The sequence below is a fragment of the Methylomonas sp. MED-D genome, assembly GCF_050276835.1.
GTDB lineage: Bacteria > Pseudomonadota > Gammaproteobacteria > Methylococcales > Methylomonadaceae > Methylomonas > Methylomonas koyamae_A.
The window spans coordinates 2,799,935-2,816,690 of sequence record NZ_CP189965.1; the positions used below are offsets into that span (position 1 = coordinate 2,799,935).

13 protein-coding genes, 1 tRNA gene and 1 pseudogene are annotated in these 16,756 nt (G+C 55.4%); 3 read left to right on the top strand and 12 right to left on the bottom strand.

Features of this window, described 5'->3' with window-relative positions; genetic code table 11:
* Positions 1 to 2: 2 nt before the first annotated feature.
* The 9 genes from pheT to gcvT form a co-directional block, all read right to left on the bottom strand.
* Positions 3 to 2,378, bottom strand: coding sequence for a phenylalanine--tRNA ligase subunit beta (pheT, locus tag ACQE3E_RS12360; RefSeq protein ID WP_313730217.1), 2,376 nt, complete (start codon positions 2,376 to 2,378; stop codon positions 3 to 5).
* A gap of 14 nt (positions 2,379 to 2,392) precedes the next feature.
* Positions 2,393 to 3,412, bottom strand: a complete 1,020-nt coding sequence (gene pheS, locus ACQE3E_RS12365) for a phenylalanine--tRNA ligase subunit alpha (RefSeq protein WP_064029733.1) — start codon at positions 3,410 to 3,412, stop codon at positions 2,393 to 2,395.
* A gap of 127 nt (positions 3,413 to 3,539) precedes the next feature.
* Complete coding sequence (gene rplT / locus ACQE3E_RS12370) at positions 3,540 to 3,902, bottom strand: 50S ribosomal protein L20 (protein WP_064029735.1); 363 nt, start codon at positions 3,900 to 3,902, stop codon at positions 3,540 to 3,542.
* Between the two features lie 31 nt (positions 3,903 to 3,933).
* Entirely contained in the window at positions 3,934 to 4,131 is a 198-nt protein-coding gene (rpmI, locus tag ACQE3E_RS12375) for a 50S ribosomal protein L35 (protein ID WP_054761633.1), read from the bottom strand.
* Between the two features lie 148 nt (positions 4,132 to 4,279).
* A complete protein-coding gene (gene infC / locus ACQE3E_RS12380; RefSeq protein ID WP_082885574.1) occupies positions 4,280 to 4,804 on the bottom strand; it encodes a translation initiation factor IF-3 in 525 nt (174 codons plus the stop codon).
* A 22-nt stretch (positions 4,805 to 4,826) separates the two neighbouring features.
* Positions 4,827 to 6,734, bottom strand: coding sequence for a threonine--tRNA ligase (thrS, locus tag ACQE3E_RS12385; RefSeq protein WP_427500590.1), 1,908 nt, complete (start codon positions 6,732 to 6,734; stop codon positions 4,827 to 4,829).
* Positions 6,735 to 6,782: 48 nt separating this feature from the next.
* A tRNA-Val gene (locus ACQE3E_RS12390) sits at positions 6,783 to 6,860 on the bottom strand.
* Between the two features lie 149 nt (positions 6,861 to 7,009).
* Positions 7,010 to 9,916, bottom strand: coding sequence for an aminomethyl-transferring glycine dehydrogenase (gcvP, locus tag ACQE3E_RS12395; protein WP_427500591.1), 2,907 nt, complete (start codon positions 9,914 to 9,916; stop codon positions 7,010 to 7,012).
* Positions 9,917 to 9,919: 3 nt separating this feature from the next.
* Complete coding sequence (gcvT, locus tag ACQE3E_RS12400; protein WP_427500592.1) at positions 9,920 to 11,005, bottom strand: glycine cleavage system aminomethyltransferase GcvT; 1,086 nt, start codon at positions 11,003 to 11,005, stop codon at positions 9,920 to 9,922.
* A gap of 242 nt (positions 11,006 to 11,247) precedes the next feature.
* Here gcvT and bfr point away from each other — a divergent pair, with 242 nt between their 5' ends.
* Positions 11,248 to 11,715, top strand: coding sequence for a bacterioferritin (bfr, locus tag ACQE3E_RS12405; protein WP_071156611.1), 468 nt, complete (start codon positions 11,248 to 11,250; stop codon positions 11,713 to 11,715).
* A 146-nt stretch (positions 11,716 to 11,861) separates the two neighbouring features.
* A pseudogene (groEL, locus tag ACQE3E_RS12410) lies at positions 11,862 to 12,873 on the top strand (chaperonin GroEL); the annotation flags it as partial.
* Between the two features lie 198 nt (positions 12,874 to 13,071).
* Here groEL and ACQE3E_RS12415 read toward each other — a convergent pair.
* The 3 genes from ACQE3E_RS12415 to ACQE3E_RS12425 form a co-directional block, all read right to left on the bottom strand.
* Complete coding sequence (locus ACQE3E_RS12415; RefSeq protein WP_064029747.1) at positions 13,072 to 13,383, bottom strand: hypothetical protein; 312 nt, start codon at positions 13,381 to 13,383, stop codon at positions 13,072 to 13,074.
* A 199-nt stretch (positions 13,384 to 13,582) separates the two neighbouring features.
* Positions 13,583 to 14,317, bottom strand: a complete 735-nt coding sequence (locus ACQE3E_RS12420; RefSeq protein WP_071156607.1) for an SDR family NAD(P)-dependent oxidoreductase — start codon at positions 14,315 to 14,317, stop codon at positions 13,583 to 13,585.
* A gap of 9 nt (positions 14,318 to 14,326) precedes the next feature.
* A complete protein-coding gene (locus ACQE3E_RS12425; RefSeq protein ID WP_064029751.1) occupies positions 14,327 to 14,983 on the bottom strand; it encodes a DUF938 domain-containing protein in 657 nt (218 codons plus the stop codon).
* Between the two features lie 222 nt (positions 14,984 to 15,205).
* On the opposite strand from ACQE3E_RS12425, the gene ACQE3E_RS12430 reads away from it, so the two are divergent.
* Entirely contained in the window at positions 15,206 to 16,753 is a 1,548-nt protein-coding gene (locus ACQE3E_RS12430) for a sigma 54-interacting transcriptional regulator (RefSeq protein WP_064029752.1), read from the top strand.
* Positions 16,754 to 16,756: the final 3 nt, after the last annotated feature.

Below are 16,756 nucleotides of genomic sequence, written 5' to 3' on the forward strand. Positions count from 1 at the left end.
AATCACTCCCTCAATTTTGCATTCAGATTGGTCGCCAAAGTATCGAGCACCCTGCGAAATATAGCATCAATTTCAGTGTCGGTCAGAGTTTGCTCGAAATCCTGTAATACCACGCTCAAGGCCACGCTTTTGTGACCTTCACTGACGCCTTGCCCTTGGTAGACGTCGAAAATCGCCGCTTCCCGAATAGCCGGTTCCCGACAGTCTAGGACACAACGGACGATATCGCCGGCGGCAACGGCCTGATCGACCACCAATGCTAAATCCCGACGTACCGACGGGAATTTAGACAGCGGGCTGAAACTGGGCACTTGCCGAATCGTTAAAGCATCGAGAGCCAATTCAAATAAAAATACCGGACTATCGAAACCCAACTGCTTTTCCAACAAAGGATGCAACATTCCCAGCCAACCGATACTGTCGCCCTCTAAACCAACGATTTCAGCCGACTGACCAGGATGCAGGGCCGAATGTTGAGCACTGCGGAAACCGGCGGCTGACGCACCTAACGCGAGTAGAGCTTCGACATCAGCCTTCACATCGAAGAAATCGACCCTACGGGCCTTCTCTGCCCATTGTTCCGCATGAACGCTACCCAGGGCCAGCCCGGCGAGCATTTTTTGCTGCTGGATCTGACCATCGCGATATACGAAACGCAGGCCGGACTCGAACAAGCGAACTCGACTTTGTTGGCGATGAGTGTTGTAAAGCGCGGCGTTCAACAGACCGCACCAGAGCGTGGTACGCATGACCGCCAGTTCCGACGAAATCGGGTTTTGAATCCGTATAAATTCGGCACCGGGTGCGACGGCCTTTTGCATCGCCTCATCGACAAAGCTGTACGTGATAACTTCCTGATAGCCTCTATCCACCAATGCGTCTTGCAACCGCTCGAGCGTCAAGCGATTTTCCGGCGCTTTGCCCAGTTCGGCGCGCATGCGCAAATTGCTGCTGGGCAGGTTGTTATAACCATGGATGCGGCCGATTTCTTCCAATAGATCCGCTTCGATGGATATATCGAAACGAAATCCTGGCGGGGTGATTTCCCAACCATCCGCGACTTGCGCAACCGTCATTCCCAAGCCCTGGAATAAGGTTGCGACCGCTTCGTTGGACAACTCGATTCCGAGTATCTTCGCAATTCGGTCGCTACGCAACTTGACCGGACTACGGGCCGGCAGCGCATCTTCGTCGACCGCTTCCGTGATCGGACCAGCGCTACCACCCGCAATCTCAAGTATCAATTGCGTCGCGCGCTCGAGGGCCCGATGTTGCAATCTGAAATCGACGCCACGTTCGAAACGGTGGGACGAATCGGTATGCAAGCCATATTGCCGAGCCTTGCCGGCTACGCTAATCGGCGTGAAGAACGCGCATTCCAAGAAAATATCGCAAGTTTGATCCGATACCGCACTGTCCTTGCCGCCCATCACACCGGCCAATGCCAGGGATTGGCGTTGATCGGCAATAATCAGACTGCCGTCGTCCAACTCGATGGTTTGGTCGTTTAACAACGCCAGCGATTCGCCCGCCTTAGCGCGCCGAACGACGACGGGCGCGGCCAGCTTAGCCGCATCGAACGCATGCAAGGGCTGACCCAATTCCAAGAGCACGTAATTGGTGACATCGACAACCGCGCTCAAGCCTCGGACACCGCTACGACGCAAGCGTTCCAGCATCCAGAGCGGGGTTTTGGCATCCCTAGCAATCCCTTTAATCAAGCGTCCCAAATAAACCGGGCACGCTTCCGGTGCTTCAACCTGAACTTCCAGCACGTCCGAATGACCGATTTCGGCGGCGGCGGGTTCGGTTGGCGTAAACGCCTGCTTGTTCAATACCGCCATTTCCCTGGCAACGCCAACCGCACTGAGGCAATCGGCTCGATTAGGCGTCAATCCCAACTCGATAATATTGTCGTTCAACAACAGATATTCGCGAATATCGACGCCTACCGGCGCGTCGCTTTGCAGCTCCATCAAACCGTCTGAAGTCGCCGCAAGGCCGAGTTCTTTTTCCGAACACAGCATGCCGAACGATAATTCACCGCGTAACTTGGATTCCTTGATTTTGAAGTCGCCGGGCAAGATCGCGCCAATCAGAGCGGCCGGCACCTTCAAACCAGGCCGGACATTGCTGGCACCGCAAACGATTTGCAGAGGCTCGGCTTGGCCGACATTGACTCGACAGACTCTTAACTTATCGGCGTTGGGGTGCTGCTCGGTCGACAGCACTTCCGCGACGACGACGCCGCTGAATTCCGCCGCGACCGGCGTGACCGCATCGACTTCCAAGCCGGCCATCGTCAGTTGAGCAACCAAGGCGGCGGTATCGATCGGCGGGTTAACCAGCTCCCTCAACCAGGCTTCGCTAACTTGCATGATTCAATCCACCGTTACCTAAACTGTTGCAAAAATTTCAAGTCGTTTTCGAAGAACATCCGCAGGTCGTTGATACCGTAACGCATCATTGCCAAGCGCTCAACACCGGTTCCGAAGGCGAAACCCGAGTATTGCTCGGGATCGATACCGACCGACTTGAAGACTTCCGGATGGATCATCCCGCATCCGCCAACTTCCAGCCAACCTGTCTGTTTACAGACGCGACAGCCCTGGCCGTCGCACATGACGCATGAAACGTCGAACTCCGCCGACGGCTCGGTGAACGGGAAATAAGACGGCCGAAACCTGACGTCGACTTCCTTCTCAAAAAAAGCCCGCAGGAATTCGAATATGACGCCCTTCAGGTCGCCGAAGCTGACGTCGGTATCGACCAGAAAGCCCTCAACCTGATGAAACATCGGCGAATGGGTCATATCGGAATCGCAACGGTAGACGCGGCCGGGCGCGATGACTTTCAGCGGCGGCTTCTCCGATTCCATGACCCGAATTTGTACCGGCGACGTATGGGTGCGCAGCACGGTATGCGCATCGAAATAAAAGGTATCGTGCATCGCCCTGGCCGGGTGATGCTCGGGTATGTTGAGCGCGCCGAAATTGTGGTAATCGTCTTCGATTTCCGGACCTTCGGCGATCGTAAAACCGGCGTCCGCGAAGATCTTGGCGATGCGTCGCTGGGTGACGGTTACCGGATGCAGTCCGGCGCTGGATTGCCCTCTACCGGGCAACGTGACGTCGATTCGCCCCGCAGCCAAACGAGCCTCGAGTTCGGCATTCTCCAGCAACTGCCTACGCGTTTCGAGCGCGTCCTGAAAGGCGGTTTTGGCATTATTGATAACTTGACCGACACTCCGTCTCTGCTCGGGGTCCAAACCGCCCAGGGCCTTCATGCGCTCCGTAAACAGGCCTTTTTTGCCCAAATAATGAACCCTGATCTGATCCAGCTGTTCCAGATCTTGTGCATTGGCAAGCGCTTGTAATGCCTGCGTAATAATATCTTCGATACCAGCCGACACGACTCAGCTCACTATAGTCTGACATTGAGGGGGTAACCGCTCCCTTTAGCGGATTCCCGGGGAGCCCTCCCCGCCTTGGCGGAGAGGTAGCGACCGCGAGTCGTCCGCGCGGACGACTCGGATTTTGTTACGGTTTGCTTTGGTTGGCGATAGCGACTTTGGCTATCTCGCCAAACGCTTCGATGTCGCGCACGGCCAAATCGGCCAGGACTTTGCGATCGATGGCAACATTGGCTTTGTTCAAACCGTTGATCAAGCGACTGTAGGATATGCCGAACTGACGCGCGGCAGCGTTGATACGCACGATCCACAGAGCGCGGAATTGGCGTTTTTTAGCCTTACGGTCGCGGTAAGCGTACTGGCCGGCCTTAATGACCGCTTGCTTGGCGACGCGATAGACTCGGCTGCGGGCGCCATAATAGCCTTTAGCCAATTTCAGGATTTTTTTGTGTCTTGCTCTAGCGGTGACACCGCGTTTAACTCTAGCCATGTTTTAACTCTCTCTGCAAATGACGAATCGATCAACTATAAGGCAGCATGCGTGCTACCAATGGCGTATCCGATGGATGCAGGATGGCTGTTTTACGCAATTGTCTTTTACGTTTGGTGGTTTTTTTGGTCAGGATATGACGCTTATGCGATTGCTTGCATTTGAAACCGCCGGTGCCGGTTTTCTTGAAGCGCTTACCCGCGCCACTGTGGCTTTTCAGTTTTGGCATTTGTTTTCTCCAGTGAGTCAAAGTAATAATCCCTGAGAAAAAACCCAGTGAGGCAAAATGCTTGGCCCCATTGAATTTTTGGGCAAAACGCCCTTAAGACCGCACCATCCCGCGCGGACTACCGTTTATCGAAACGGCGAAATCTTAATTATTTCTTTCTTTTCGGGGCCATAACCATGACCATCTGCCGACCTTCCAACTTGGGGAATTGCTCGACGGAGGCCAGCTCTTCCAGGTCGGTTTCGATACGCTTCAACAAGTCCATACCCAACTCACGGTGAGTCAGTTCGCGACCTTTAAAACGCACGGTAATCTTAGTTTTATCGCCCTCGTTGAGGAATTTGACCAAACTCCGAATCTTGACCTGGTAATCACCTTCTTCGGTGCCCGGTCGGAACTTGATTTCCTTAATCTGGATTTGCTTTTGTTTCTTCTTGGCAGCTTGCAGTTTTTTGTTCTGCTCAAACTGATACTTGCCAAAATCCATGATTTTACAAACGGGAGGATCGGCATTCGGCGAAATCTCGACAAGATCCAGATTTGCGTCGTAAGCAAGCTGTAAAGCTTCGTTTATTGAGACTACACCGACTTGTTCACCTTCTGCGCCTATCACCCGAACCCGTCTAGCGGTAATATCGGTATTTAAGCGTGTTGCATCTTTTTTAGAGCTGATACCCTAATCCTCCACGTTGTTATTATTTCCTGTCGGCAATCTCGTGTTTCAAGCGTTCAACCAACTCCGAAACCGCCAGACTTCCCAGATCGTCACCTTGCTGCGTACGCACCGCGACGGTCCTATTCTCCATCTCTTTGTCACCGATTACCAGTAAATACGGTACACGCTGCATGGAATGCTCGCGGATTTTAAAGCCTATCTTCTCGTTTCTCAAGTCAATTTTAACTCTAAGACCTTGTTTTTCCAGCTCCAGACGCACTTGTTCGGCGTAATCGGCCTGTTTGTCGGTAATATTCATCACGACGACCTGGACGGGCGCCAGCCACAACGGAAAATTTCCGGCGTATTGCTCTATCAGAATACCGATGAAACGCTCCAACGAGCCCAACACCGCTCTGTGCAGCATCACCGGCACATGGCGAGCGCTGTCTTCGCCGATATAACTGGCATCCAAACGGGCCGGCATCGAAAAATCCACCTGTATCGTGCCGCACTGCCAAACCCGGCCAATGCAATCTTTTAATGAAAATTCGATCTTCGGACCGTAAAAAGCCCCTTCCCCAGGTTGCAATTGCCAGTCCAGGCCTTTGTTGTTCAAGGCCAACTCAAGAGCGCCTTCCGCCTTATCCCAAACCGCGTCATCTCCGACCCGGTTTTCAGGGCGTGTCGACAATTTGATGATCACTTGATCGAAGCCGAAGTCTTTGTACACTTCGAACAAAAGATCGATGAACGCCGAAACCTCGGACTGGATCTGATCTTCCGTGCAGAAAATATGGGCATCGTCCTGGACAAAGTTGCGGACCCGCATCAAACCGTGCAGGGTACCCGACGGCTCGTTACGGTGACAGGAACCGAATTCGGCCAAGCGGACCGGCAAATCGCGATAGCTCTTGATGCCTTGGTTGTAAATCTGGATGTGGCACGGACAGTTCATCGGCTTGACCGCGTAATCGCGATTTTCCGAATTGGTCGTGAACATCATCGCACTGAATTTATCCCAGTGACCCGACCTTTCCCACAAGCTGCGATCGACGATCTGCGGAGTCTTGACTTCGCCGTAGCCGTTCACTCGCAATTTTTCGCGAATGTATTGCTCGATCTGTTGATAAATGGTCCAGCCTTTGTCGTGCCAGAATACCATGCCCGGCGCTTCTTCCTGGGTATGAAACAAATCCAGGACCTTGCCGATTTTACGGTGGTCGCGCTTTTCGGCCTCTTCCAGCCGATGCAGATACGCCGCCAATTCCTTGGCATCGCCCCAGGCGGTACCGTAGATGCGTTGCAGCATTTCGTTTTTGGAGTCGCCGCGCCAATAGGCGCCAGCGATCTTCATTAATTTGAACGCCTTTAGTTTGCCGGTGCTCGGCACATGCGGGCCGCGGCACAAATCGGTGAAATCGCCTTGCTTATAGAGCGACAGATCTTCGTTGGCCGGAATCGAAGCAATGATTTCCGCCTTGTATTTTTCGCCCAGACCCTCGAAAAAGCTAACCGCCTCGTCGCGCGACGACACCGACCGGCTAACCGATATATCTTGCGAAGCCAGTTCTTGCATGCGCTTCTCGATAGCCGCCAAATCGTCGGGCGTAAACGAGCGTTCGAAAGCAAAATCGTAGTAAAAGCCGTTTTCGACGACCGGACCGATCGTGACTTGCGCTGAAGGAAATAACTGCTTAACGGCTTGAGCCAGCAAATGCGCGGTCGAATGGCGAATCACTTCAACGCCTTCATCGTCCTTGGCGGTAACAATTTGCAGAGTGGCATCGGTTTCAATAAGCGTGGACGCATCGACTAATCGGCCATTGACCTTGCCCGCCAGGGTGGCTTTTGCCAAACCCGCGCCGATGGACGTGGCGACATCCATTACGGTAACCGCTTGGTCGAATTGGCGTTGAGAACCGTCTGGAAGTGTAATTACCGGCATTTTTCGATCCCACAATAAAAAAAGCACCGTCATGCGGTGCTTTATATTTGGTAGGCGCGAGTGGACTCGAACCACCGACCCCCACCATGTCAAGGTGGTGCTCTAACCAAACTGAGCTACGCGCCTAAAGTCTGTCATTCGATTCGGGCATTATAACGATGTTTTTTTTTGTTGCAAGCTTTTTCCACTGACTTCCCTGTCGCGCTCCGCTCACTTGCGCGGTTTTCGAAGAGAATTGGCGCGCCGAAGCTAAAAATACCGAGTCGCTGCAAGCATCAAACCGCGCCTGAATCCGCTTCCGTCCAATCCAAAGGACAGCTACAGAACACGTGGCGATCACCGTAGACATTGTCGATGCGGCCGACCGGCGGCCAATACTTGTCGTCATGCTGGTGGCTATCCGGAAACAGTGCTTGTTGCCGCGAATACGGCAAGTTCCATTCCTGCAGCAACAGCCTATGCGTATGTGGCGCGTTATGCAAAAGATTGTTGTCGATAGCCGCGCGCCCTGCTTCGATCTCGCGGATTTCATACCGAATCGCGATCATCGCATCGCAAAAGCGGTCGATTTCGGCCCGATTTTCGCTTTCGGTCGGCTCAATCATTAAAGTATCGGCGACCGGGAACGCCACGGTCGGCGCGTGAAAGCCGTAGTCGATCAAACGCTTGGCGATATCCTCGACGCTGACGTTGGCGGTCTTCTTGAACTCGTGGCAATCGATGATGCACTCGTGAGCCACCCAGCCGTTCGCATCGGTGTACAGAATCGGATAGTGCGGCGCCAACCGGCGCGCGACGTAATTGGCGTTCAATAGCGCGGTCAGCGTGGCCCGTTTCAGACCGGCCGCGCCCATCATCGCAATGTAAGCCCAGGAGATGGTCAATATGCTAGCCGAGCCCCACGGCGCCGCCGACACCGTGCCGACCGTGCCATGTTCGCCCTTCAGCGGATTGACGCCCTCCACTACCGGATGATCCGGCAGAAATGGCGCCAGATGCTCGCGCACGCCGATAGGCCCGACGCCCGGGCCGCCGCCACCGTGCGGAATGCAGAAGGTCTTGTGCAGATTCAAATGCATTACGTCGGCGCCTATCGCGCCCGGCCGGCACAATCCAACCAACGCGTTGAAGTTGGCGCCGTCCATATACACCTGGCCGCCGGCTTGATGCACCAGTTCGCAGATTTGCCGGAACGCCTGTTCGTAAACGCCGTGGGTTGAGGGATAGGTAATCATCAAGGCCGCGACGCGATCGCCATGTTCGGCCAATTTCGCGCGCAAATCGTCGACGCTGACGTTGCCGTGGTCGTCGCAAGCCACGACGACGACTTGCAACCCGGCCAGCGCCGCGCTTGCCGGGTTGGTGCCGTGCGCGGACGCCGGAATCAAGCACACCGTACGCTGGCTTTGACCATTGACGTCGAGGAATTTGCGGATCACCAGCAAGCCGGTATATTCGCCCTGCGAACCGGCGTTCGGTTGAAACGAAAAGGCCTGAAAGCCGGTCAGGTCGCACAGCATGTCTTCCAATTCGGCGAACAATTGCTGATAGCCCTGGGCTTGATACAGCGGTACGAAGGGGTGCATCGCGTTGAATTCGTAAAACGAGATCGCCTGCATCTCGGTCGCCGCGTTCAACTTCATCGTACACGAACCGAGCGGAATCATAGACCTATCCAACGCGATGTCGCGCCGCGCCAGCCGGCGCATGTAGCGCATCATCTCGGTTTCGGAGTGGTAAAGGCTGAACACCGGATGCTGCAAAATCGCGTCGCCGCGCAACAGGTTTTCCGGAATGCATTCGCTCAATCGACCATCCAGGCCGTTGATGTCCGGCAAATCGGCGACCGGCGACACGAACACCTGCCACAGCGCCCGCAGATGATCCCGAGTCGTGGTTTCGTCCAGCGAAATTCCGACGTGATCGGCGTCGATCACCCGCAGATTGATGCCGGCTTCCTCGGCTTGGGCGGCAATGCGTTTGGCTCGGTTGGGCAAGCGGACGACAATCGTATCGAAATAACAAAGGCTAACCACCTGATGCCCGCTTTCGACGATGCCGGCGGCCAGAATTTGCGCGTAGCGATGCACCCGACCGGCAATCAAACGCAAGCCAGCCGCACCGTGGTAAACCGCGTAAAAACCGGCGATCACAGCCAGCAATACTTGAGAAGTACAAATGTTGCTGGTCGCCTTATCGCGGCGAATGTGCTGCTCGCGAGTCTGCAAGGCCATGCGCAGGGCCATCTGGCCGTGCACGTCCCTGGACACGCCGATGATCCTGCCCGGCACCGAACGCTTGAACTCGTCGCGGGTGGCGAAATAAGCCGCGTGCGGACCGCCGTAACCCATAGGCACGCCGAAGCGCTGCGCGCTGCCGACCGCGATATCGGCATCGAACGCCGCCGGCGGCTTCAGCAACACCAAGCTCAGCAAGTCGGCGGCCACCGTCGCCAGCGCTTGCTTTTGGTGGGCGATGGCAATGGGGGCAGTCAAATCATGAATCTCGCCGCTACAGCCCGGATATTGCAGAATCAGCGCGAAAAACTCATGTTGTTCCAAAGCGTCGAACGGGTCGGTCACCAGCACGCAATAGCCCAACGAACTGGCCCTAGTTTGCACGACGGCGATCGTTTGCGGATGGCAATCGCGGTCCACGACCACCAGATTCGACGAGCTCTTCGCCAGCCGCCGCGACATCGTCATCGCTTCGGCGACCGCAGTGGCTTCGTCCAGCAGCGAAGCGTTCGCCAGTTCCATTCCGGTCAGATCGATGATCATCTGCTGGAAATTCAACAGCGCCTCCAACCGGCCCTGGCTCACTTCGGCCTGATAGGGCGTGTAGGCGGTATACCAACCCGGATTCTCAAGGACATTCCGCTTGATCACCGACGGCAGGATAGTGTCGTAATAGCCCATGCCGATCATCGAAGTCAGCACCTGATTGCGCTCGCGCATCCGCCGCAGATATTTGATGACCGCCCGCTCACTGATGGTTTCGGTAAGTTTGAGTGGCTCACGGTTCAGAATGTCGGCCGGCACCACTTTATCGATCAGGTCCTCCAGCCTTTCCAAACTCAACGCGGCCAACATGGCTTGAGCCTGTTCGCGGTCCGGGCCGATATGACGTTGGATGAAGTTGCCGCGCATTTCCAATTGATCGAGACCTAGACGTTCCGACATAGCCTATCTCCGATAACGGTGAGGAACAAAGGGCAGCCGGCAAACGCTGGCCTGAACGGCTTGGTCCCGCACTTCGGCAAGCAGTTCGGTACCCACTCGGCTGTAGGTCGCTTCGACCAAGGCCATCGCGATCGGCCGGCCTAGCGTCGGCGAATAACCGCCACTGGTGACAACGCCGACCGGCCGCTCGCCGGCAAACAGCTTGGCACCATCGCGCACCGGCATTTTGCCGGTTATGCTCAATCCGACCCTTCGCCGGCGCGGTCCGTGTTGCAGCTGCGGCAGAATGATCGAACTGCCTGGAAAATCTTGATGGCCTTGTTTAAATACCCACGACAACCCGGCCTCAACCGGGCTAATATCGGCACTCAGCTCGTGGCCGTACAGACATAAACCGGCTTCCAAACGCAGGGTATCGCGGGCGCCCAAGCCTATCGGCGCCACGCCATCCTGTTCCAGCAACAAAACCGCTAGCCGCTCGACATCGTCAACATGCACCGACAGCTCGAATCCATCCTCGCCGGTGTAACCGCTACGACTAATGTGGCAGGCAATCCCGGCGATGTCGTCGTCGCAAACCTGCATGAATTTCAAGGTCGCGGCACTTGGCGAAAGCTTTTCGAGAATAGTCGCGGCCGCCGGTCCTTGTAATGCCAACAGAGCCAACTCCGACTGCTCGACGAATTCGCAAGAAGCGGGCAAAACGGATTGCAGATAGGCAAAATCGCCGGCTTTGCAGCCGGCATTGACGACAATCGATACCCCGGACGGAATCCGGGTGACGATGATGTCGTCGATCACGCCGCCGTCGGGGTGGGTTAACACCGAGTATTTCTGCGCACCGATCGTAAGTTCGGTCATGCCGCCCGGCGTCAATTGATCCAGTGCTTCGGCGGCATGCTTGCCCAGCACCAGACACTGACCCATGTGCGAAATATCGAACAATCCGGCCTGCTCTCGACAACGCCGATGCTCGCGCAGAATGCCGTTTCGGTATTGCACCGGCATCCGATAACCGGCAAAGGCGGTCATTTTCGCGCCTAGCCGGCCATGCAAATCGTAAAGTGGTGTGGTCTTTAACTCGGACATATCTCCCCTCCTGGACGACGCCGATCGAAGCCAGCCCAAGCTTACCGTGAACGGCGCCAATCGCCAATCCGTGGAGCCAAGGTGAGAACCTTCATTAATCAGGAATCGCTACCGCGAATGCGGTGGACGTCCTGAGTATAGTTAGAAAGCCGGAAAAGCCCGAGCCACCGCCCGGAACACCACCGGACCAAAGGGTTTTGTATTACCATAGTCCCCAGACAATTCAACACGGGAGAGCGGATATGCAAGGCGACAAACAAGTCATCGACTACCTCAACGAACTGCTGGCGGGCGAGCTAACGGCGATAGACCAATACTTCGTGCATTCCAGAATGTATCAGAACTGGGGATTACACAAACTGTACGAGCGCATCGCCCACGAAGTACAGGACGAAACCAACCATGCCGACGCGCTAATCAAGCGGATTCTGTTCCTGGAAGGGACGCCGAATCTGTCCAAACGCGACCCGCTGTTGGTCGGCGCGACGGTGCCGGAGATGCTGAAAAACGATCTGGCGGTGGAAATCTCGGTAGTCGGCGCGTTGCGCAAAGTCATCGCCTACTGCGAAAGCGTGCGAGATTACCAAACCCGCGAAATCCTGGAAGTGATGCTGGACGACACCGAAGAAGACCACGCCCATTGGCTGGAACAGCAATTGGGTCTGATCCAAATAGTCGGCCTGGAAAATTATCTGCAATCGCAGATGTAATTTCGCTTGGGGACGAAGTCAAGGTCGGCGGCGTCGAGCATGTCGTGGTGCGCGAGGACGAAATCCTCGGCGTCTTAGAAGGCTGAATTTCCAAGATGATTCATTTTTAACGTTCCGATTTAAGTGTTTTTGGAGGAAAAGCATTTATGGCTGCCAAACAAGTGTTATTTGCCGACGAAGCCAGCCAACGCATGCTGGCGGGGTGAATGTTCTGGCCGATGCCGTCAAACAAACTCTGGGCCCGAAAGGCCGCAATGTAGTATTGGAGCGCAGTTTCGGCGCGCCGACCGTGACCAAGGACGGCGTCTCCGTAGCAAAAGAAATCGAGCTGAAAGGCAGGTTCGAGAACATGGGCGCCCAAATGGTCAAGGAAATGTCTTCCAAGACTTCCGACGTGGCCGGCGACGGCACTACCACCGCCACGGGTCTTGCGCAAGCCATCGTCCGCGAAGGTTTAATATCGGTCTCGGCCGGCGCCAATCTTATGGGCATCAAGCGCGGCATCGACCAAGCCGTTAGCGTCGCGGTCGAGGAATTGAAAAAACTCTCCAAGCCCTGCACCGACAGCAAAGCCATCGCCCAAGTCGGTACCATTTAGGCCAACTCCGACGACGCTGTAGGTCAAATCGTCGCCGATGCGATGGACAAGGTCGGCAAGGAAGGCGTGATTACCGTCGAAGAAGGCTCCGGCATGCAGAATGAATTGGAGGTGGTGGAAGGCATTCAGTTCGACCGCGGCTACATCTGGCCGTAGTTCGCCAACCAAAAAGAGGCATGACCGCCGAACTGGAAAATCCTTATATCCTGCCGCACGACAAGAAAATATCGAACATCCGCGATCTGATCCCGCCGTTGGAAAAAGTCTCCATAGCCGGCCGTTCGCTACCGATCGTCGCCGAAGACGTAGAAGGCGAAGCGCTGGCGACCCTGGTGGTCAACACCTTGCGCGGCATATTGAAAGTCTGCGCGGTCAAGGCGCCCGGCTTCGGCGACCGCCGCAAAGCCATGCTGGAAGACATGGCGATTCTGACCGGCGGCACGGTGATTCCCGAAGAGCTGGGCTTCCGCCTGGTGGAACAACTGGGCAGCGCAAAGAAAGTCCAGGTCTCGAAGGAAATTTCCATCATCGTCGATAGCGCCGGCAGTACCGAGAACATCAACGTGGATTTCATCGCCCCGCGTACGGTTACGATCATCCCTCGCGCATTAGGCGTCCCTGCGCCGGACTTTGCGACCGATCGCCAGGAAACGCCAGGGTAACGTGCCGATATTGGCGTAAACGTGACGTCTTCTAACGAATTTCAAGTGCGTGGCTTCCGGTATTGAACGCGACGGGCAACGTCATCGTCATCCAAGCTATCCACCCGTATAAAACGGGGAGTCCATGCCGATATTGGCGTCTTGGGTGACGTCGCCATCGAACAGTTTTACCGACAAATTGCCCTTCACTTGTTGGGTAAACGGCAGTAACAAGCCGTCGATATAACGTTGGGCATTTTCTATCGAATCGAATTCGTAAAAACCGCCTACCGTGTGATTGTTGATACCGCTCAACCAAGTTTTGGACTTTAAACCCGGATATGTTTTCATCTCGACATTGATCGGTCTCCAATCAATATGCTCGAACGGAATCGCCACTTGGAACTCCGCATACAAAAATATTTTCATCCGTCTACCTCGTTTGAATTAGTGTGTTTACTCTGAAAGGCGTTGGAAGGCGTACCGACATACTGGTCTAGGAATACTCCCAATCGCCGCTCACAAACCGATCCTGTAATTTCCCGTGCACGAAAACCGTTTGACGATCGTTAACTTATCGGTCGGCGCCGACGAGTCTTGGCTTGCGCCGATCGATCGGCCAATCTGTTCAAAACGGCTCCTTAAAGGGTCGAAAATCCAGCTCCTGCGTCCAGGCGCTGGGATGCTGCCGGTGCAGCGCCCAGTAGCTTTCGGCCAGCGCCTCCAGCTTTAACAAGCCGTCGTCGCCCTTGGTCGAGACGTATCGGGAAAACTGGCCTCTTGCCCTGTCGCCGTCGATAACGCCGTCGATAATGGTATGAACGACGTGGACACCCTTGGGCCCGAACTCCCGCGCCATGCCCTGCGCTAAGGCCCGCAAGCCAGCTTTGGCGGTGGCGAACGCGGTAAACGGCGGTCTGGCGCGGGTTGAGGCCGTCGCGCCGGTAAAAATCAACGTGCCACGTCCCTGGGATTGCATGATCGCGGCCGCCTGTTTCCCGAATAAAAACCCGCCGAGACAGTTTTGCCGCCACAGGCGGCTAAACATATCGCTGTCGGTTTCCAGCAACGGCGCGCAGTTGTTGCTGTCGACGTTATACACCGCGATCGCCAATGGCAAGCCGCTTTCGCGAATCGCGTCGAACAGACGCTCGACATCCGTTTCGCACGTGGCATCGGCCACTACCGCGCTACTCCGACCGCCCGCCTGGGCGATTTTTTCGGCGACCAGCTCCAGTTTGCCGGCGCTACGTCCGGCAATGAATACGTGCAACCCTTGCGCGGCGAAATGTTTGGCCAACGCGGCGCCCAATCCCCGCTCCGGCCCTACCCCGATGACAACCGCCGACCCGAATCCGCTCATCGCTCCTCCTTAGGATTTTCGGCCGAAAATCAGCGAGAAATTATTCGCCGGCATGTCGATTTGCTCCTTCAATTCCATGCCGTGCCGCTCGGCCGCGGCGCGTAAATCGGCGACATCTTTCAAGCCCCACTCGGAAACACCCGCCGAACTGAGAGTTTCGTGAAACACCTTGTTCGAATCGGTCGTAAAAGTGCCTTCCACGCGGAACGGGCCGTAAATCAGCAAAATACCCTGATTGTCGAGCAAGTGCGAGGCGCACTCCATCATGCCGTCGGCGATGGAGATCGGCGCAACCTGAAAAATGTTGATACAAAAGATGGCGTCGAAACTGCCTTTCGCGCCGGGATTGAACCAGGTGTCGGGATCGGTCAAATCCAAATGGACCGGGTCGGCAATATTGTCGTTACCGTGATCCACCGTCAATTGCTTGATGTTATCGAAGACGTCCAGATCCTTATCAGTCGGATGGAAGTGCAAGTGGTCGAAATGCGGCGCGAAAAAATTGATATGCATGCCGCTGCCGCTGGCCATTTCCAAAACCCGACCTTTATCTTTGGGGAGTTTCTCTTTTAATACGCCTAAAATCGGTTCGCGATTGCGATTACCGGCCCAGGCCACGTATTCGCTCAATGGATGCGGGTTCAATGGCGGTTTGTTGTCACTCATGTTGTTGTCCTCGAAAGATCGTTATCGTTGTTGTTAAATCCAGCCCGCGGATTTAATGAAATCGGCAATTTACCCGGCTGGCGCATCGAGTACAGCAATACGCGGGCCAAGCCTTAAAACATGCCTGATCAGCGTAAAATCAAAGACCTACCGCAAGCCATTCGGCCAAATCGCGAATCCGTGCTTCAATAAGTGAAATTTAATTTCAATTGTTAGCGATCGATGAACGAACACGATTTTTCCCAGATTTCCCCGGCGTTTTTTCTGCAAACCTTCATCCTGGAATTGATGCACGCCTGCGAACAGGAAGGCGGCGACTACTGCGAATCCTTGATCGAGCGCATCGCCAAGAGTGCCGGTCTGTACTTCGAGCAAACTTACCGAGCCGAATACCGACGGTCCGGCGAACTGGACCAGGACGCCTACATCGACTTGATTCTGGCTCTAAAAAATCATATCGGCGGCAATTTTTCGCTAGCTTCCGTGGAGGCAGGCACCATTACCGTCGTTAACACCCGTTGTCCGTTCGGGGACGGCGTAAGCAATTTTCCGGAACTATGTCGAATGACCTCGAGCGTGTTTGGCGGAATCGCCGCCCGGAATTTCGGCTACGCCAAAGTCGAAATCCGCCAGAGCATCGCTCGGCAAAACGGGGGTTGCGAAGTGTGCATTCACACTCGGCGCGATGGCGCCGTCGGCAAACCCGGTCTGGAATATCGCCGCGAGGATCAGCCGGAAGATAAGCTGGAAATGGCCGCGCTGCATTCGCGGATTGAAGAGCGGATGCGTAACGTCTGGTGGAGCCTACCCAAGCGTCATCCCACCAAACCAGCGCCGGCCATCGTCGCCAAATCGGCGGCGATGCAAAGCGTCTTGCAACAAGTTGAAGTCGTGGCGCCGACTAAGGCCACGGTACTGATTAACGGCGAAACCGGCGTGGGTAAGGAGTTGATAGCGCGAGCGATACACGCGATGAGCGACCGAGGTCACAAACCGTTCGTGGCGATCAATTGCGGAGCTATACCGGAAAGTCTGATCGAAAGCGCGTTGTTCGGCCACGAAAAAGGCGCGTTTACCGGCGCCATCGAGGTTCATCAAGGTTTTTTCGAACGCGCCGAGGGCGGAACACTGTTTCTCGACGAAGTCGATGCCTTGTCCCCGGCCGCGCAAACCCGCTTATTGCGCGTGATTCAGGAGGGCGAGATGGAGCGGGTCGGCGGCAAGCACACCTTGCACGTCGACGTGCGGATCGTTTCGGCCAGCAACCGATCCTTGACGCAACACGTCGAACAAGGCTTATTTCGACAGGACTTATTCTATCGCTTGAATGTGGTGCGCCTATGGATACCGCCGTTGGCTCAACGACCGGAAGACTTGCCACATCTGGTGCAATTGATCTTGAAACGCCTGAACCAAGCCTACGCGAAAAACGTTCAGTCGGTCAGCCGCGACGTGATGGGACAAATCCGCGCCTACCATTGGCCCGGAAACGTGCGCGAGCTGGAAAACACGTTGGAACGCAGCGTGTTGTTCTGCAAGGGCAGCGAATTGACCCGTCTTGAGCTGGACAGACAACCTGTCGCCGTCGGCCACGACTGGCGAACGCACAAGCAAAGCTTGGTCGATGACGCCGAATCGGCCTTCCTGCGGCAGGCATTGCAAAACCATCGCGGCAACGTCAAACCGGTCGCCGACGCGATGGGGCTAACGCCGAGAGCGGTTTACGCCAAGCTGAAAAAATATGGCATCGTGCCGAGCCGTTTTAAGTAAGCG